This window comes from Synechococcus sp. W60.3 (genome assembly GCF_047502615.1).
Classification (GTDB): domain Bacteria; phylum Cyanobacteriota; class Cyanobacteriia; order Thermostichales; family Thermostichaceae; genus Thermostichus.
On record NZ_JANSHJ010000003.1, the window covers coordinates 71,023 to 88,269 of the forward strand.

The window sequence follows — 17,247 nt, forward strand, 5'->3', positions numbered from 1 at the left end:
CCACCGCGGGAACTACAAACCCATTCCTGCCAATGTGTCAATCACCTGCTCCAGGATCAGCGTGAGGTTGGGGTGAGAGGTTTCAAACAGTGCCAGCGCTTCCCCAATGCGAGCTTTGCGCCCTGGGTTTTGTTGGCCCTTGGTTGGGGATCCCAGCTCTGCCAGCACGGCTTCCACCTCCTGGCGGATGGCGGCAATGTGCTGCCGCTGCCTTTCATCCAAGCCGGAGGTTTTTTGCAGCTCAACATCCAGATCGTGCAGCAGTTGTCGCAGTTTTGATTCGGCCATTCTCAAAAAGACCTTAACAAATCAATAAATCAAGTTTTGACCACGCTGACTCGATCATACGTCCTATGGGCAGGAGCGGAGATCGCTCTTTTGGGGGTGGCTGAGGCGGCAAAGGTTAACTTTTGCAGCCAGGGATTCCAACCTTGGAGCAACTCTCATTAGGATGGCCAGTAGCCTTGCTGTCTATCCCTATGTCTGAGCTGGCATTGGCCCTGCTGGGGGCAGCAGTTGCCGTTGCCCTGTTCCTAGGAATTAGACAGGGCCAGGGGCTGTTGCAGCGGTGGGCAGCAACGCAACGTCTGGGTGAGGCTAGGGCACTGGTGGCTGGGGCTTTTGTCCAGCCAGATGGAAGAGCGGTGGGAGTAAGTTGGGGATGAAGCATGGAAGGGAGCAAGGGCTGGAAAAAAGAGCAGTTGGGATTCTTGAAGGGAATGCCCTGGCTGGCTTTGGGACTGGCGCTGGTCTTATTGGTGTGGAATGGGCTTGGCAGCAATGGAGGAGCGATGGCCAGTCCCGGTGAAGGATCCCGAACTTTGACGGTAACCGGCCAGGGATCTGTTGCGGTGGAAACCTCCATTGCGGTAATCCGGCTGGGGGTGGTGCTCCAAGGGGAGACGGCGCAATCGGTACAGCAACAGGTGGCCGAGCGCTCGGAGCGGCTGGTGAACCGCCTCAAGGAGCTGCAGGTGAGCGCCCTGCAGACCACCGGCATTTCCCTCTATCCCCAATACGACTACCAGCAGAGCCCACCCCGCCTGAGCGGGGTACAGGGGCAGAACAGCTTGCAATTTGAGGTGCCCATAGCCCGAGCCGGACAAGTGCTGGATGAAGCCGTGGCCGCCGGAGCTACCCAGGTGGAATCAGTCAGCTTCCGGGCCGACGAGGCCACCTTGCTGCAGGCGCGCAGCCGTGCCTTAAGGCAGGCTGTAGAAGATGCCCAACGTCAAGCCAACGATGTGTTGAGGGCCTTGAACCTGAGCAGCCGTTCCGTGGAGCGCATCCAAATTCACAGCGAGGGCTACATCGCGCCGCCAGTTCCTCTGGCAGGCATGGGTGGAGCGGAGTATGCTCGCCTACAGGCAGCCTCCACGCCAGTGGAGGGAGGACAACAAACCGTGCGCGCCCAAGTCACGCTCGAGATTCGTTTCTAGGTTCCTGTGGCGGCCATGAAGTCGCGTCGAACCCTGCCTTCCCTCTCGCTGGGGCAGAGAAGGATTCCCCCTGGGAGAGGGAGGAACGCCTAGAAGCCTCTTCCTCGGGTTGGGAATGACTACGAAACTTCAAAAATCTCAAAAAAATAACCCGGCAAAGTTAGGTAGTGGCTGCCAATCCCTACGTCTAGAATGGCGATGGAAAACCATTGGAAAGTTTGCTTTCCCGGATTTCCTTCTCATCTGGCTTTGGCTTGCCCGTGGATCCCAATTTGGAGAGCGCTGCTGCCACTGGTACGTCTGAAGGCCCTCAGGCAAGCTTGGGCGCTAGCAAAGGCGAAGCCAGCAGCTTGCGGGCCCATGTGCTGATCGTGGATGACAGCTACATGGTGGCGGAAATGCTCTCTAATTTTCTCGGCAAGCAGGGCTGTAGTATTTCCTATGCCCTGGATGGCCTTTCTGCCCTAGAACAAATCCGCCGCCGAACTCCAGATCTCATCATTGCCGACTGGGTCATGCCCGCTCTCGACGGCCTAGAGCTGTGCCGGCAGTTGCGGCAAGCGCCCGAATATGCCTGGGTGTACTACATCCTCATGACCGCCCGCGAGGGCAACGACAACATGGAGCGGGCTTTAGAAGCCGGAGCCGACGAGTTTCTTTCTAAGCCTTTTCAGGCGGCGGAGCTGCTGACGCGGGTGCGGGCAGGGCTGCGCATTGTGGAGAGCCGCCGCCAGCAATATCTGCTCCAGACTGGACAAAAACAAGTCTCATCTCCTTCTGGCTCGGTTGCTTTGGGCAATCGGCAGGATCTGGTTACTCGCCTGCCGTTGCGGGTGGCCCAAGCCCGTGCCCAATCGGATCCCCTCAGTTTGTTTGTGCTGCGCTTGGCCAACCTCGCTGCTCTGGGGCAAGGACTGGAGGCCGGCGGTCGGGCTGCTCTTCTCAAGCTGTTTACGGATCGCTTGGCCCACAATTTGCGAGAGGGGGATGATCTCTTTTGCTACGACGAGGGCCAGTTTATCGTGGTGCTGCCGGGGAGCACTCTGGCCGCTGCCCAGATCGCTGCCGAGCGCTGCTGCCAGCGGTTGATCCAGGATCCCTTTGTGGTGAATGGGCAAGCGCTGCCGGTGCAGCTTCAATTTGGGGCGGCCACGCTCACAGATAAGGACGATCCCAAGGGGGTGGCCCTGTTGCGACGGGCTGCCCAAGCCCTGCGAGACAGCAAAAATGTCCACACCTCGGTGGTGACTGCTCCCCATCCCATCCTCGTTTCCGACCGTGTCAGGGGGACGGAGTCTTCAGAGCTGCTGAAATCTCTGCAACGTCTGGAACAAGAAAATGCCAACCTGCGCCAGGAGTTGGAAACTCACCTCCGGCAGCTCGAAGAGTTGCGGCAACAAAACCAAGAGCTAAGCCAAAGGGTTGGCAGGCTTGGATCTGAAACCTCTGCAGCGGGATCCCGCTCTCAGAGGCCCTTGTGGATCCGCCGGCGGAAACCGCGGCGTCGTCTAAAGCGTCAACTGGGCCGCGGAAAATGGCGACTGCGCCGGTAAGTCCGATCCCCAAAGTTTGCCATCAGGTTGGCTTGAGCAGAATGGGTGGGGGAGAGGTGTAACAGCGATGTTCAATTCTATTCAGGGCCGAGGAGCAGGATCCGCTACCTGGAAGTCAGCAAGAAGGTGGTTTCTCGACAACATCGAGCTGATCCTGACAGCGGTGGGGATAGGCGTAATCCTGCTCAGCGGTTGGGTGGCCAGCCGCAGCGCTCTTTCCGTAGCAATGGCAACGGCAGTCAGCGCCACCGTGGTGGGGGTTATCCACGGCATTCTGTTCTGGCTGTTGCGGCGGCGGCAGCGCCGAGTGCGGCAGGAGGCCATCGGTCAGATTCGCGAAATGCTGGAGGATCTGGGCAAAAACCGGCTGCAAACCATCAAGATGAGCCTGTACATGGTGCAGGCGCGCCAACCAGATCAAGAAGAGCGCACCCGCCAAAGCTTTGACCGCGCCTACCAAATTCTGGGAGAGATCAGCAACTTAATCGATCACATTTCCGAGGAATCCCTGGCCAGTTGGCGGCAGCGCTACCGGCAAACTCTAGATCGCGTGGAGTCGGAATCTCGATAGCCGAGACTCGCAGACAATTTGGAGTTGGGATTGGAGTGGACAGGCGGATTTCGGGAAGCACACAGTTGCTGGGCCTGATCGGGGATCCGGTGGCCCACAGCCTATCCCCGGCGATGCACAACGCCGCTCTGGCGGCCATGGGAGAAGACTACTGCTATGTGCCCTTTCCGGTGGCGGCAGAGCGCTTAGCGGTGGCGGTGGCCGGCCTGGCGGCCATCGGCGTGCGGGGGTTTAATGTCACCATTCCCCACAAGCAGGCGATTCTGCCTTTGCTCAGCCAGGTGGAAGCGCGGGCGGCAGCGGTGGGAGCGGTGAACACGGTCTACGCCCTGCCGGAGGGAGGCTGGGGCGGCACCAACACCGATATCGACGGCTTTGTCCAGCCTTTGCTGGGCCTGGAGAAAGGGATCCCCACCCTGATCCTGGGATCCGGCGGGGCGGCGCGGGCGGCCATCCAGGGCTGTTTGGAGCTGGGGCTGGGGCCAGTGCGGGTGGCCGGGCGATCCCCTGAGAAGTTACGTGCCTTGCAACAGACCTGGCCGCAGGTGGAGACGCTGAGCTGGGCAGAACTGGATCGCCACCTGGCTGAGACGCGGCTTTTGGTCAACACCACCCCCGTGGGCATGCATAAGCCGGGATCCCTTGCTGAGCTGTCTCCCCTCAGCTGGGAGCAACTGCGCCTTCTGCCCGCCGGCGCCACTGTCTATGACTTGGTCTATGTGCCGAATCCCACACCGCTGCTGCGCATGGCTGCTGAGCTGGGCCACACCCCTATTGGCGGCCTGGAAATGTTGATCCACCAGGGGGCCAAAGCCCTCTCCCTCTGGCTGGGGGGCAAGCCCGTGCCGGTAGAGGTGATGCGGCAGGCGGCCCGGCAGCAGTTGGCCCAGATCGGGGATCCCAACTCCTAGTTGTCCTCTTGGCTGAGTCTTGAATTCAAACAGAGCCGTATTTTTTGCTACAAAGATAGGCTCCTCACTCTGTTGAAATCGGTAAACGATCGAGCTTCCTGCAATGTTATTCTCCGCGCTGAGAAGCCCACAGTCGTGCGAGAAGTTTCAGGACAACGGGCTCGAAGTTAAATGAGCTTGATTGAGCTTGTTCGAGCGGGAACAATTGCTTTTGATTTGCCGATCTTTAGAGGAGAAAGAGGATAGGATTGAAGCCATTCTCAGTAGAGGTTGAGAGTGTCGGGAGTGCTGAGGCAACGGTGGAAAAAATACGGGATCCGTTGGCTGGGGGGCGTGCTCGGCGCGCTGATACTCCTGGGATCCGGGATCGCCGCCCAGGCCCAATTCCTCTGGCCCGGCCATTCCGGGTTGCAGGGTAGGGGGGAACAGAGGGGATCCCTCGACGCCTTCTGCCGGCAGCCGCCTGAGGAAGTGGCGCGCAAGGCCCAACTGCGCCAGCGGGCCGCCCAGTCAGATGCCGCCCGAGCTGAATACAACCAAGTTTTGGCAGAACATCGCGCTGCCTTGATCGCCTGCCGTAGCCGCCGTTGGCCGCAAATCCAAGCCATTTGGGTGCGCTTGCATCCCTGCGATGCCAATCCGGGCGTGTTGGATCAGGTGTTTGACCAGGTGGTGAACCTGGGCTACAACCGCGTCTTTATCGAGACGTTTTACGATGGCCGCTCCATTTTGCCAGATGGTGGGGGCGGGATCTGGCCCAGCCTACAGCCCAACGCCGATTTGTTGGATTTGGCCCTCAAGGCGGCGCGACGGCGAGGGCTTTCGGCTTATGCCTGGGTGTTTTCCCTCAATTTTGGCTACAGCTACGGACAGCGACCGGATCGTCAGGCAGTCTTGGCCCGCAACGGCCGTGGCCTCACCACCGTCTTGGATCCGGCAACGGCCCTTCTGGAAGATTTGGGCAGCCCGGATGAGGTGTTTGTGGATCCCTTCCATCCCGTGGCGCGCCGGGATTTTGCCGAGCTGATCCGCCGCATCCTGCAGCGGCAGCCGGATGGGATCCTCTTCGACTACATTCGCTATCCCCGCGGCTCTGGGGGATCCAGCCTGGCAGCCACCGTCCGGGATCTCTGGATCCATGGGGAGGCGGCCCGGCAAGCCTACCTGGATTTGGCAGAAAACGCGGCAGGCCGAGCCTTGCTGGAGCGTTACCTCAGCCAGGGCTACGTGACAGTGGCGGATGTGCTCCACCTGGACGCCACCTATGGCGAAGAGCCCAAGTGGCGTCAGCCAGGGGATCCCAGGCCCAGCGCAAGCGGGGAGCGGCCGCTTTCTCCAGAGCTATGGGACGGGATGGCCCAAGGCAGAGCAGGCGGGAACGAAGATCTACATTCAAGCCTTGCAAACGAGGATTCCCAGCCGTCGGCGAATCCCACCCCCTCTCCGACACCCAGCGCCGCTTTCCGACAGGAGCGCTGGCAGCAGCAGCTCTGGCAGCTCAGCGTCGAGTTTGCCCGCTACGGGATCCTCGATTACCTACGGCAAGCTGCCCAACCGGCCCAAAGCCTTGGGATCCCGAGCGGAGCCGTCTTTTTCCCCGATGGCAATCAGGCGGTGGGAGAAGGGTTTGACGCTCGTCTCCAGCCCTGGGATCGCTTCGATCCCGGCATGGAGTGGCACCCAATGGCCTATGCCAAGTGCGAGGATGGCTCCTGTGTGGCGCAGCAGGTGGAGCAGGTCTTGGCCGTGGCCTCTCCCCAAACCTTTGTCTGCCCGGCCATTGCCGGCCTGTGGGGACAAGCGCAGCGAAAACGCCCCAGCCTGGAAGCCCAAATGGCAGAGCTGGCCCGCCGCTTCCCGCAGTTGCCCTGTGTGAGTCACTTTGCCCTCTCTTGGATCGAGCCGGAGCTGGAACGCAGCCGTCGCACTTGTCAACTCTGATGCCCATCTCAATCTATGAGCGCCGAACAATTCGAGCTGATTAACCGCTTGTTTCAACTCACGTTTCAAATCGGGGATCGCTTGGGATGTGAGTCTTCGGATCCTGCTCAGTTATTGCTGACCAGCCAACCTAGCCTGGAAGCAAGCCATCTATATTTCCCTTCCGATTACGTTTATGAGGCTCTGGATCCCGAAGTGTGGGCCAATCATGTGCTGAGGTGCCAGCTTTAGCCCAGATGGCCGATATTTTGCAACCTTACCTTTTCACCGGTGGCATCTATCGCCAAGACGAGGTTTCGTGGTGGATTTGCGCTTTTTGGATGGCTCAAGAGAGGCTAGGAACCAACGTGCTCTTGCGCGCCCACAGAGTCGAAACTTAGGCAGTTGATCCCCAAGTTCCCTCTCGTATTGAGATGGGGATCGGTGTTACTTAAAATCTACATCGACTCCGGCGCGCTCAGGCCGAGAATGCCGGTAAGCACGTTAAACAAAACCTGTCGCGTGGCCTGCACCAATTGAATGCGGGCTTGAGCCAAGAGGGGATCCTCTTTCAAAAGGGGCAAAATGCGGCAGTTGTCATAAAACTTGTTGAAATCGGCGGCAATCGCCTCGGCATAGCGGATGATCTTGTGGGGGGCGCGCTCTTCGGCAGCGGCGATCAGCTCATCGGGCAGGGCCAACAGGCGCAGCAACAGGGCCCGCTCTTCGGGTTCTTGGTAGGGCAGTTTTTGTTGCTCTGTCAAGGTAACTTTGTTAGTTAGCTCCACTTTTTCTTCTTCCTGAAGCCGCCGCAGCAGGGTACAGCAGCGGGCATGGCTGTAGTGGACATAGACCACCGGGTTGTCGAAAGTTTGCTTGACGGCCAAATCCAAATCGAAGTTGATGGGGCTGTCCATGCTGCTGCTGAGCAAAAACCAGCGGGCCGCATCCACCCCAACGCCAATTTCGGGATCGTCGATGAGATCGTTTAAGGAGACAAAATTGCCGGTGCGCTTGGACATGCGCACTTCGGTTTTCTCGCCGGTTTCCGGGTCGGTTTTGAACAATTTGACAAATTGTCCAATCAGGATCTCCAGCTTGACATCCGGGCTGAAGGCGCACACCGCCGCATGCAAGCGACCGATATAGCCGTGGTGATCCGAGCCGAGGATGTTGATGAGCCGTTGATAGCCCCGCCGCACTTTGTCGCGGTGGTAGGCAATGTCGGCGGCCAGGTAGGTAAAGGAGCCATCCGCCTTCTGCACCACCCGATCCTTGTCGTCGCCAAACTCTTGGGTTTTGAAATAGACGGCCTCTTCCGCTCCCGGCTTGGGATCCTCACCCCGCGGCGCCTTGGCCCTGTAGAGGAAGCCGCGCTCCTGCAGCTCCTGCAAAGCCTGTTGGATGGCGCTCAGGCCCGTCTGGGGATCCGGGGCGTGCAGGCGGCGCTCGCTAAACCAGTGGTCAAACTCGGTGCGCAACTGTTGCAAAGTCTGCTTTTGCCAAGCCAGCATCTCGGCGTAGGCAAAATCGGTGTACTCTTCCGGGGTGGTGGGCAGAGGGCGGATCCCGGCCTTAACTTGATCCAGCAGCCGCCGGGCGATATCGACCAAGTAGCTGCCGTGATAGGCGTCTTCCGGCAGAGCCACCTCTTCGCCCTGCAGTTGCCGCACCCGCACTTCTAGCGACTGGCCCAAGAGCCGCATCTGGTTGCCGGCATCGTTGATGTAGAACTCCCGCTCCACCTGGTGCCCCGTCCAGCGCAGCAGGTTGGCCAGCGTGGAGCCGACAGCAGCCCAGCGCCCGTGCCCCACGTGCAGGGGCCCCGTCGGGTTGGCGGAAACATACTCCAGCAGGATGCGCTCGGGATGGGGGGCAGCAGTTTTGCCGAAATCTTCCCCCAACCGCAACAGCTCTTGTAACCGCTCGGCCAAAAAGGAATCCCCCAGCCGGAAATTGAGGTACCCCCCCCCTGCTACCTCAGTTGCAATGCCCGGCAGATCCAGGTGTTTTTGCAGAGTCTGGGCGATCTGGGCCGGCGCCATGCGGCAGAGCTTGGCCATGCCCAGAGGAGTGGGACAGGCGTAGTCGCCGTAGCGGGGATCGCTGGGAATTTGGATCGTGGGAGCAACTCCTGCCGCCTGCTCCAGCGTCAGCGATCCCAGTTGCCCTGCCTCGGAGGCCCGTCGAATGCTCTCGGATACAGCGGCGGTGAGAAAGCGAACTAGCGAGGTGGAGAGGGGTTGGGTGGCCATGGCAGAGACCTTGCCGGAAAATTCAACCCAGAGAAGAGGCGTTTTTCGATTTTGACATACTTCCGCCTGGGCTAGGCCCCTCTACCAGAGCCACTCCTGCTGTAGCGCCAAGTTAGTATCAAGTTAGATGTCTAACAAAGTTACTGAAAAGCAGAGATCATTGCGCCTCATTAACCATAGTAAATTGTTCTTCAGTTCTTAGAGAGAAACCTTGAAAACGGCAGGTTCTGCGGCCATGGCTACGCTCAAGCCCAAAGCTGCTATCGATCCCAAAGAAAAGCTAAATAAGCCTGCGCAGGTTGGGGATCCCTTCTAACGTGGAGAAAATTGCTGGGGAGTTGCCTCTTGGAAACCTTTGTTTTGATCAAGCAAGTTCCCGATCCAAATGCCAAAGCCGGCATCAACAGCGATGGCACGATCGACCGGGCCAAGGCCAAGCGGATGCTCAACCCTTTCGATCGCTATGCGCTGGAAGCGGCCCTGCAAACCAAACGGCAACACGGGGCGAGGGTGACGGCAATTACCATGGGGCCGCCCCCGGCCATCGAGGTGCTCTACGAGGCCATTGCCCACGGCGTGGATCGGGGCATTTTGATGACCGACCGCCGCCTGGCCGCTTCGGATACCTTGGCCACCGCCTATACCCTGGCCCACACGGTTCGCTACGCCGGCCAGCCCGATGTCATCTTCTGCGGGCTCCAGACCACTGACGGCGACACGGCCCAGGTGGGGCCCCAGTTGGCCGAGCGGCTGGGGATCCCTCAGGTTACCTATTGCGAGGCCTTCGAGATCCGCGATGGGATGCTGGTGGCGCGGCGGGCCATCGAAGGGGGATCCCAAATCGTGATGGTGCCTCTGCCGGCCTTGGTCACGGTAGCCAATTCGGCGCGGCGTCTGGCCTATCCTACCCTGCGCGGTGTGCAGCGGGTGCAGCGGCTGATGCGGGATGAGGCGGCGCGGGCCGAGGCCATCCAGATCCTCAACCTGGACGATGTGGGGGCCGATCCAAAGCGCTGCGGCCTCCAGGGATCCCCGACCATCGTGGCCGCCACCGAAAAAGTAGGGGAAATCGGCGGCAACTGTCAGATCTTTCAAGGGCAGCCCGTGCCGCAACTGGTGAAGGAATTGGCTCAGGCACTTGACTTGAGCCTCTACCTGGCTACCCCAGAGGCTTTACCCTCTTTCCCCTTCCGCTAACTCCACCCTCTAAACCCATTCCTTAACTTCTCAGTTGCAGCCTGCCCAAAGGTGAGTTATCGCTAAGTTGCGGAAATCTGTATAGGAATTAACCAAACTTCCCAGCCTTTCTACTTTGATGAGGAGTCGTAAGCTCTATGGAGCACAAGCGGGTGTTGATCTTCGCCGAGCAGATCAAGGGTGAGTTGCAGCCCATCGGCCTGGAGCTGTTGGGAGCGGGGCGACGGCTGGCCGATAAGCTGGAAGCCACCCTGAGCGCCCTTGTCCTCGGGCACAACATCGCTCACCTGCCCCCAATCCTGATCGGCCATGGGGCGGATCAGGTCTTCGTTGCCGACCACCCCGAGCTGGCCGAATACCGCACCCTGCCCTACCGCCGCGTTATCCTGGACTTGATCAAAAGCTGGCCCCAGCCGCCCCACACCATCCTGCTGGGATCCACCACCACCGGTCGGGACTTGGCCCCCCGTCTGGCCGCCCACCTGGAAACCGGCCTGACCGCCGACTGCACCGAGCTCGACATCGGCCCCTTCGAGTACAGCAACAGCAAAGATCCCGGCAAGTCTGGCTTCTTCCCCGACTGCCTGTACGCCATTCGGCCCAGCTTTGGCGAGTCCCTCAAGGCCCGCATCCTCGGCCCCTGGAAAAACCCGCAGATGGCCACCGTGCGCCCCGGGGTGATGCAGCCGCTTCCCTGGGACGGATCCCGCCAAGGAGAAGTGATCCCGGTGCCGGTTAACTTGGAGCCGGAGGATCTCAAGCTGCAAATTGTGGAAACGGTGCGCAACCTCTCCCAGGCCGTCGATCTGACGCGGGCCAAAGTGATCGTTGCTGGCGGCTACGGGCTGGGATCGGCAGACGGCTTTGAGCTGATGCGCGAGCTGGCCGCCTGTTTCCCCAACAGCGCCGTCGGCTCCTCCCGCAAGGCTGTGGATGCCGGCTGGATCCCCTATGCCCACCAGGTGGGGCAAACTGGCAAGACCGTCCGCCCCCAGCTCTACATCGCCTGTGGTATCTCCGGGGCCATCCAACACCGCGTCGGCATGGACAAGTCCCAGACCATCATCGCCATCAACAAAGACAGCTCTGCCCCCATCTTCAAATTTGCCCACTACGGCATCGTGGGGGATCTCTACCAGGTGGTGCCCGAACTGATCCGGCAACTGCAGCAGATGCAGGAGAAAACCCAGGCGGACTCTCCTGCCCGGCCTTCGCCAACCCCCGCCCTGCAGATCCCTATCTTGCAGGGCCGCTAATCCTCCTGGGAAAGCACTTTAGTGCAGGGCCATGGTCAACAATCCCTGCTGTCCCAGCAACACCTCCCGCAACAGGGTAACCAGGCCCACCCACACTACAGGCGCCATGTCCACCCCCCCCAGGGGCGGGATCAGGCGGCGTGTCGGGCGCAGCAAAAACTCCGTCAGGCCGACCACTGGCGAATAGGGCAGCCGAGAGGTATCCAGTTGCGGATACCAGGATAAGAAGATGCGCAGCACAAACAGAACGGTGTAGAGCGCCAGCAGCGGGCCCAGCACCCAAGTGGTGAAAATCGGCAGCATTGCTTTTGCAACAATTGAGTTTCAGGGGAGGTTCTTCACCTATTCTGCTCCAAGGAAAGCCGCCTGTGCAGATCCATCGGCTTGCCTTCAAACCAGAAGTTAGTCCTTTGGTCGCTGAAAAGGGATCCCTGGATCCGCTTCTGGCCAGTTCCAACCTAAAAGCCCGAGGAACCCAGAAATCTTCAGGATTCAAAGTGGGTTATTTCCCCAAAAAGCTCCCCTTGTGGGATGGCAGCAAGAAGGCTAGCGTCATAATGGTCATATCTTGCTGACTGCAGGCAGGGATCCCATGCAGGGAAGATTACAAGAGATCGATATCCGAAGCATCCTTCAATTGATCGAGTTGGGCCAGCGCACCGGTGAGCTTTTCGTAGAGGCCAGACCCTCCATCTACTGGTTTGTCTTTTTCTTGAACGGGCGAATCATCTACGCCTCTGAAACCGAAGGCCACATCGCCCGCCTCAAAGACTACCTGCGCCGCTTCAAGCTGGAAGCCGCCCTAGACGAAGTTCAGATCCCTCCCAAAGCTGCGGTCAATGCCCCCGAATACAACCGCCTCTGGTCTTTGCTGGAAAACCACAAGCTCAACCCCAGCCAAGGCAAGCAAATCCTGCTGGGCATGGTGCGGGAAGTCCTCTTCGACCTGCTCAGCCTCCACCAGGGCTCCTTCATTTTCGAGGCTGGATCCCCCTTGGCCCCCCAACTGACCACCTTTCCTGTCACCCCTCTGCTCGCCGAGATGGTCACCCAGGTGCAGGAGTGGAAAAAGCTGCACCCCTACATCCAAGACCCCAACCAAGCCCCCACCATCGTCAACCCCCTGCCGCTCCAGCAAAACCTGCCCGCCCCCGTCTTCAAGGCGCTGAGCGAGTGGTCGGACGGCAAAACCAGCATTCGCCAAATGGGTCGCTACCTGGGCCGAGACACCCTGGTGGTAGCCAAAGCCATCTATCCCTATGTTCGTCAAGGGGCGATCCACCTCTCCGATCCCGTCCTGATCATCGAGCCCCAGCGCACTCGTCCCCTCAAACCCAGCGACAAGCCCGCCCACATCCTCTGCATCGACGACTCCATGGCCATCCAAAAAACCGTGGAGTTCATCTTGCAAAACGAGGGCTACCAGGTCACCACCATCGGCAACCCCCTCAAAGCCCTGGGACAGGTGTTTCTCCTCAACCCCGACATGATCCTCTGCGATGTGGCCATGCCCAAGTTGGATGGGTACGAGCTGTGCGCCATGTTGCGCAAATCCAGCCAGTTCCGCGAAACCCCCATGATCATGCTCACCGGCAAGGACGGCTTCACCGACCGGCTCAAGGCCCGCATGGCCGGGGCCAACGAGTTTCTGAGCAAGCCCTTTTCTGAGAGGGAATTGTTGACCGTCGTCGAATCTTATGTGGGCCCACCTCCCAAGCGGGGCGGTGGCGAATAAGCGGGGGGCCAGCCGAAATCCCTAAAAAATGTCGAGATTCGAGCCAAGCAAGCAGAGTACTGCAGAATACTGGACAGAAGAGGAACTTCACCAAACAATAGGAGGTAGCCCAACCAGCCTGGGGCTGCAAGGCCAGATGCAGCCAAAAGCGCTGAAAGACAGGATCCCACTTCAGGTAGCCGCCAGGGTTGACCGGACACGCGAAACACAGCAGGGGCGAGATGACCATGAGCAAAGTACTGGTGGTGGATGATAACCGTACCTATCTGGAGGCCATTTCCAGCCTGCTCTCCGAGAGCGGGTTGGAAGTCTCCACAGCCATGGACGGTGTGGAGGCGATGGACATCATTCGTCAGCAGAAGCCTGACGTGGTGGTGCTGGACATCGTCATGCCTGGCATGAACGGCTACGAAGTGTGCCGGGAAGTGAAGAAAGATGAAAGCACCAAGCACATCCGCATCGTCGTGTGTTCCACCAAAGATCAAGTCTTTGATATCGAGTGGGCCAAGCGCAATCAAGCCGATGCCTATGTAACCAAACCTTTCAAGCCTCAAGAGCTATTGGCTACTATCAAACAGCAGTTGCGGGAGATCAAGGAGACCAGCCAAAAATGAGTCGCGTTCTGGTGGTGGAAGACAGCCAATCCCAGCGGGAGATGATCGGCAAGTTGCTGCAGGAAAACGGCTTCGAGGTGATGACGGTGGAAGATGGCGTGGAAGCCGTAGAGGCGGTGAAGCAAAACAAGCCCGACCTGATCGTGCTGGACATCGTCATGCCGCGGATGAATGGCTACGAAGTGTGCCGTCTCCTCAAGGCCGATCCGCTCACCCAAAAAACCCCGATTGTCATGTGTTCTTCCAAAGGCGAAGAGTTCGACCGCTACTGGGGGCTCCGCCAGGGAGCAGATGCCTATATTGCCAAGCCTTTCCAGCCGCAGGAACTGGTGGGTACGATTAAGCAATTGCTGAGAGGCTAGGAACCGCCCATCCCGCCTCTATGCCTGCTGGCAGAGCCCAAAGGGGTTCCATGCCCTGGACAAGGGAGCGGCGGCCACCCCTCCACAAGACCATCGATACGGGGGAGCGTCATGCTAGGGGATCTGGATCTGTTGATGGGGGATGAGACCCAAGAATTGCAGGAAATGGAGGCTCCCGAAGGTGAGCTATTCCTGAAATTCAAGGTCGCCACCGGAGAAGAATTTGCCCTGCCGGCAGTATCGGTTGTAGAGGTGATGAGCATCGGCCCTGAGAAAATTACCCCCATGCCGAATGTCGCGCCAGTTCTGCTGGGCACTCTGAACTTGCGGGGCGAAATTATCTGGGTTGCGGATCTGGGGCAGTTTTTGGGGATCAGCCCGCCCCTCAACCTCGACCGCGCCGAGCTCCCTGTGGTGGCCGTGATGGATCAACCGGATTTGCTGATGGGCCTGGCTGTGGATTTAATTGTGGGCATGGAGTGGCTGAAGACGGAAGCGGTGCGGCCTGTTCTCGTGGCTCCTGAGTCGATAGCTCCCTTCTTGCGAGGGGAATGGGTGGTGCCCGCGACGGGAGCCCGCTTGCCGCTGCTGGATCAGTCAGCCATCCTGAGATCCGACCGTTGGGGTTGAGGAATGGCTAGCCGCAAGTTCGGCAGAAATGCGGAAATTCCAAAGCCATTCACAATGGAAAGAATGGAGCCGATCTTGTTCCCTAGAGATTGGCGCCCGGCCACCCGGCGAGTGTGGCCGTGCTGCCCCAATGGTCTGTGGAAAGAGGGCAAGAGCCCATTCTTTTTGGGAGCAAAGCAGCCAGTTGGGAGAGGTAACCTATCTGTAGCTTAACAATCTAAAGGGTTTAGGCGGGTTGGTGTTGGGGGAGTTCTGGGCATTTGGGTTGAAGTAGCAACAGAGGTAGCCAAGCAGGGAAGGGAGGATCCATGGTTTCGAGCGCAAACAATCAGAGAGACTTTACCGAGGCAATGGTCGCCTTTTGGCAGGGAGACTACGTCGAGGCAGTGCGGTTGTTCAACCAGGTAGCCGCTGCTCAGCCGCAGGATACTGCTGTCAAGTTGCTGCTGGCCTCGGCCCAGAAGCAAGCGGGGCAGTTGCTGGAAGCCCGCCATACCTACGATACCATCCTCAAGACGGCCAGCGATCCTGAGGAGCTGGAGTCGGCCCGCAGGGGCCTGGAGGAGCTGCTCCAGATGGCGCCGGAGCTGGCGGATGTTCCCTCTCCGGCGCAGGAAGACAAGCTCCAACCTCAAGGGGAGTTCCCACCTCAACCGGAGGAGGCGGATCCCTTTCCCCAGTTTGAGTTTGAGGCGATGAGGGAACAGGAGGCCGACCCCTTTGCTCAGGATCTCTTCTCGATGCGAAGCGACAGCTTTGCCGCCGATGAGATGACTTTTGGCGAGGAAGAAAGCTTTGCGGATCCTTTTGAGACAAGGCTAGAAATGGAGCCTGCGGATCCGTTTGCCTCCTCTCACCCGCTGCCCGCCAACCCTCAGGTAACGCCGCCAGCGGTTCCGGGAGAGACCGCTTTGCGAGCGGGCAGGGAGCAGCCTCAAACAGACCCAGTGGTCGATGACGATTTTGCCTTCCTTAGCGAGTTCGACCGGCAGCACCTGCAGGATCTAGACAGTGATTCTATTACGCAGTTGGCTGGCGACGCGGCTTTTCCCGAGGAGATGGGCTTCTCCCTACCCACTTTTGGGGAAGAGGAGGTGGGATCCCTGGATGAGGGCCTGCCGACGGAATTGGCCACCCCCATGAGCGAGCCGATCCCTGCCCCCGAAGAAGACACGGCCGGTCCTGGCCCTGCTCTTTTCGAGCTCAACGAGCTGGACAGTCTGGATCGCGAACTGGCCGGCATGGAGGGCGGCGAGGTGCCGGTCTTCTCTCCCGATGAGGGGGAGACGCAGGAGGCGGGCGGAACGGCTCGCAGCTCGCCTACAATCTCGATGCCCCTCCCAGGGGGCCAGGGAGCGGGGATGTTCGCTGGGATCGCCAACCGCCCGCTTGCCGATCGGCAGTTGGCCACAGCGCTGATCCAAGGAGCCGTGAGTTTGGCTGCCGGGTTGGCCATTGGCCTGGGGATCCCCGCCAATGGGGGAGCTCGCTTGCTTGCCGGGGTCATCGGGGGTGGAGTGATCGGCACGGGAGCCGGGGTTGTGCTGGGGGCCAGCAGTGCCAAACACATTCGCTCCACCGCTCAAGAGCTGGCCAGCCACTTTGCCGCCTTGGCCCAGGGGAATTACTCCGTCAGAGCAGAGGCGAGAGGGGATGACGAGTTGGGCCGCTTGGCCAACAGCTTTAACCAAATGGCTGCCGCCCTGGAGGCCCATTTTGCCGATCTGAGCCAGCGAGCTGCCGAGCAGGGACAGGCCAAGGAGGACTTACAACGCCAGGTCATTCGCCTGCTGGACGACGTCGAGGGGGCAGCCCGCGGGGACTTAACGGTGCGGGCGGAGGTCACTGCCGATGTGCTCGGCGCCGTCGCCGACTCTTTCAACCTGACCATTCGCAGCTTGCGGGACATCGTTGTCCAAGTGAAGCGGGCCGCCGCTGCCGTCAACGATGCGGCTTTGCAGAGCGAGAACTTTGCCCGCAGCCTCTCTGCCGATGCCTTGCGCCAGGCGGAGGAGATTTCCAACTCCCTCAACTCCATTCAGGAGATGACGGAATCAATTCAAGAGGTAGCCAGCAACGCCCGCGAGGCGGCCAACGTAACTGCTCAAGCCACGGAAGCAGCCGCCCGCGGCGGAGAAGCAGTGGATCGCACGGTGGCCAGCATCCTGGAAATTCGGGAAATGGCAGCAGAGACGACCCGCAAGGTGAAACGCTTGGCAGAATCCTCCCAAGAAATCTCCAAGATCGTGGCCTTGATTTCTCAAATTGCTTCGCGCACCAACCTGCTCGCCCTCAACGCCAGTATTGAGGCCGCCCGGGCGGGCGAGGCGGGACGGGGCTTTGCCATCGTGGCCGACGAGGTGCGACAACTGGCCGACCGGGCCGCCAAAGCCTCGAAGGAGATCGAGCAGATTGTGCTGCAGATCCAGTCGGAGACCAGCAACGTGATGACGGCCATGGAGGAGGGCACGCAGGTGGTGATCCAGGGGACGCGGCGGGCTGAGCAGGCCAAAAGCAGCCTAGACGAGATCATCGAGGTCAGCCGGCGGATCGATGGGCTGGTGCGGGCTATTTCTCAGGCTACCGTGCAGCAAACAGAAACCTCTCGCGCCGTGGCCCAGGTAATGCAATCAGTGGAGCTGACTGCCAACGAGACGTCCGAAGAGGCGCAGAAGGTAGCCAGCTCGCTGCAACAGTTGGTGAGCATCGCTCGCGAGCTGCAAGCTTCTGTCGGTCGCTTCCGGGTGGGGGATGAATGAGCAAATCTGCTCGGTTGGCGGGCATCCTAGGGACAAGCAAGGATC

General features: G+C 59.8%; 17 protein-coding genes. 14 read left to right on the plus strand and 3 right to left on the minus strand.

Going from position 1 to position 17,247, the window contains the following annotated elements:
* Positions 1 to 12 precede the first annotated feature (12 nt).
* Positions 13 to 288 (minus strand): DUF4404 family protein, encoded by a 276-nt coding sequence (locus NW846_RS01895; protein ID WP_041438641.1) that lies wholly within the window; start codon positions 286 to 288, stop codon positions 13 to 15.
* Between the two features lie 191 nt (positions 289 to 479).
* Here NW846_RS01895 and NW846_RS01900 point away from each other — a divergent pair, with 191 nt between their 5' ends.
* The 7 genes from NW846_RS01900 to NW846_RS01930 all read left to right on the plus strand — a co-directional run bounded on the left by NW846_RS01900 (position 480) and on the right by NW846_RS01930 (position 6,646).
* A complete protein-coding gene (locus NW846_RS01900) occupies positions 480 to 665 on the plus strand; it encodes a hypothetical protein (protein ID WP_041438644.1) in 186 nt (61 codons plus the stop codon).
* A 3-nt stretch (positions 666 to 668) separates the two neighbouring features.
* Entirely contained in the window at positions 669 to 1,439 is a 771-nt protein-coding gene (locus NW846_RS01905; protein ID WP_240527312.1) for an SIMPL domain-containing protein, read from the plus strand.
* A 320-nt stretch (positions 1,440 to 1,759) separates the two neighbouring features.
* Entirely contained in the window at positions 1,760 to 2,992 is a 1,233-nt protein-coding gene (locus NW846_RS01910) for a response regulator (protein ID WP_414346684.1), read from the plus strand.
* 67 nt (positions 2,993 to 3,059) lie between these two features.
* A complete protein-coding gene (locus NW846_RS01915) occupies positions 3,060 to 3,563 on the plus strand; it encodes a hypothetical protein (protein WP_011431503.1) in 504 nt (167 codons plus the stop codon).
* 35 nt (positions 3,564 to 3,598) lie between these two features.
* Positions 3,599 to 4,474 carry a shikimate dehydrogenase gene (locus NW846_RS01920; RefSeq protein ID WP_414346683.1) on the plus strand — a complete coding sequence of 292 codons (876 nt, stop codon included), beginning with the start codon at positions 3,599 to 3,601 and terminating at the stop codon, positions 4,472 to 4,474.
* A 285-nt stretch (positions 4,475 to 4,759) separates the two neighbouring features.
* Positions 4,760 to 6,415 (plus strand): hypothetical protein, encoded by a 1,656-nt coding sequence (locus NW846_RS01925; RefSeq protein WP_240527793.1) that lies wholly within the window; start codon positions 4,760 to 4,762, stop codon positions 6,413 to 6,415.
* 15 nt (positions 6,416 to 6,430) lie between these two features.
* Entirely contained in the window at positions 6,431 to 6,646 is a 216-nt protein-coding gene (locus NW846_RS01930; RefSeq protein WP_011431506.1) for a hypothetical protein, read from the plus strand.
* Between the two features lie 206 nt (positions 6,647 to 6,852).
* Here NW846_RS01930 and argS read toward each other — a convergent pair whose 3' ends face one another.
* Complete coding sequence (gene argS / locus NW846_RS01935; protein ID WP_414515194.1) at positions 6,853 to 8,649, minus strand: arginine--tRNA ligase; 1,797 nt, start codon at positions 8,647 to 8,649, stop codon at positions 6,853 to 6,855.
* A 345-nt stretch (positions 8,650 to 8,994) separates the two neighbouring features.
* Here argS and NW846_RS01940 point away from each other — a divergent pair, with 345 nt between their 5' ends.
* Positions 8,995 to 9,846 (plus strand): electron transfer flavoprotein subunit beta/FixA family protein, encoded by an 852-nt coding sequence (locus tag NW846_RS01940; RefSeq protein WP_011431509.1) that lies wholly within the window; start codon positions 8,995 to 8,997, stop codon positions 9,844 to 9,846.
* A 137-nt stretch (positions 9,847 to 9,983) separates the two neighbouring features.
* On the plus strand, positions 9,984 to 11,102 hold the full coding sequence (locus tag NW846_RS01945) for an electron transfer flavoprotein subunit alpha/FixB family protein (RefSeq protein WP_011431510.1): 1,119 nt from the start codon (positions 9,984 to 9,986) through the stop codon (positions 11,100 to 11,102).
* A gap of 18 nt (positions 11,103 to 11,120) precedes the next feature.
* Here the strand turns inward: NW846_RS01945 and NW846_RS01950 are convergent, their stop codons facing one another.
* On the minus strand, positions 11,121 to 11,405 hold the full coding sequence (locus NW846_RS01950; RefSeq protein ID WP_011431511.1) for a YggT family protein: 285 nt from the start codon (positions 11,403 to 11,405) through the stop codon (positions 11,121 to 11,123).
* 289 nt (positions 11,406 to 11,694) lie between these two features.
* Here NW846_RS01950 and NW846_RS01955 point away from each other — a divergent pair, with 289 nt between their 5' ends.
* The 5 genes from NW846_RS01955 (at position 11,695) to NW846_RS01975 (ending at position 17,202) form a co-directional block, all read left to right on the plus strand.
* Positions 11,695 to 12,837, plus strand: a complete 1,143-nt coding sequence (locus NW846_RS01955) for a response regulator (RefSeq protein ID WP_414515196.1) — start codon at positions 11,695 to 11,697, stop codon at positions 12,835 to 12,837.
* A 227-nt stretch (positions 12,838 to 13,064) separates the two neighbouring features.
* Positions 13,065 to 13,451, plus strand: coding sequence for a response regulator (locus tag NW846_RS01960; protein WP_011431513.1), 387 nt, complete (start codon positions 13,065 to 13,067; stop codon positions 13,449 to 13,451).
* Complete coding sequence (locus tag NW846_RS01965) at positions 13,448 to 13,813, plus strand: response regulator transcription factor (protein WP_011431514.1); 366 nt, start codon at positions 13,448 to 13,450, stop codon at positions 13,811 to 13,813. The genes NW846_RS01960 and NW846_RS01965 overlap by 4 nt, the downstream gene beginning before the upstream one ends.
* A 111-nt stretch (positions 13,814 to 13,924) precedes the next feature.
* A complete protein-coding gene (locus NW846_RS01970; protein WP_041438647.1) occupies positions 13,925 to 14,443 on the plus strand; it encodes a chemotaxis protein CheW in 519 nt (172 codons plus the stop codon).
* Positions 14,444 to 14,751: 308 nt separating this feature from the next.
* Complete coding sequence (locus tag NW846_RS01975) at positions 14,752 to 17,202, plus strand: methyl-accepting chemotaxis protein (RefSeq protein WP_011431516.1); 2,451 nt, start codon at positions 14,752 to 14,754, stop codon at positions 17,200 to 17,202.
* The last annotated feature ends 45 nt before the right edge of the window (positions 17,203 to 17,247 follow it).

Excerpts from the sequence above, each read along its gene's own strand:
- NW846_RS01895 (WP_041438641.1), bottom strand. The coding sequence starts at position 288 with ATGGCCGAATCAAAACTGCGACAACTGCTGCACGATCTGGATGTTGAG.
- NW846_RS01900 (WP_041438644.1), top strand. The coding sequence starts at position 480 with ATGTCTGAGCTGGCATTGGCCCTGCTGGGGGCAGCAGTTGCCGTTGCC.
- NW846_RS01905 (WP_240527312.1), top strand. The coding sequence starts at position 669 with ATGGAAGGGAGCAAGGGCTGGAAAAAAGAGCAGTTGGGATTCTTGAAG.
- NW846_RS01915 (WP_011431503.1), top strand. The coding sequence starts at position 3,060 with ATGTTCAATTCTATTCAGGGCCGAGGAGCAGGATCCGCTACCTGGAAG.
- NW846_RS01930 (WP_011431506.1), top strand. The coding sequence starts at position 6,431 with ATGAGCGCCGAACAATTCGAGCTGATTAACCGCTTGTTTCAACTCACG.
- argS (WP_414515194.1), bottom strand. The coding sequence starts at position 8,649 with ATGGCCACCCAACCCCTCTCCACCTCGCTAGTTCGCTTTCTCACCGCC.
- NW846_RS01945 (WP_011431510.1), top strand. The coding sequence starts at position 9,984 with ATGGAGCACAAGCGGGTGTTGATCTTCGCCGAGCAGATCAAGGGTGAG.
- NW846_RS01950 (WP_011431511.1), bottom strand. The coding sequence starts at position 11,405 with ATGCTGCCGATTTTCACCACTTGGGTGCTGGGCCCGCTGCTGGCGCTC.
- NW846_RS01955 (WP_414515196.1), top strand. The coding sequence starts at position 11,695 with ATGCAGGGAAGATTACAAGAGATCGATATCCGAAGCATCCTTCAATTG.
- NW846_RS01960 (WP_011431513.1), top strand. The coding sequence starts at position 13,065 with ATGAGCAAAGTACTGGTGGTGGATGATAACCGTACCTATCTGGAGGCC.
- NW846_RS01965 (WP_011431514.1), top strand. The coding sequence starts at position 13,448 with ATGAGTCGCGTTCTGGTGGTGGAAGACAGCCAATCCCAGCGGGAGATG.
- NW846_RS01970 (WP_041438647.1), top strand. The coding sequence starts at position 13,925 with ATGCTAGGGGATCTGGATCTGTTGATGGGGGATGAGACCCAAGAATTG.
- NW846_RS01975 (WP_011431516.1), top strand. The coding sequence starts at position 14,752 with ATGGTTTCGAGCGCAAACAATCAGAGAGACTTTACCGAGGCAATGGTC.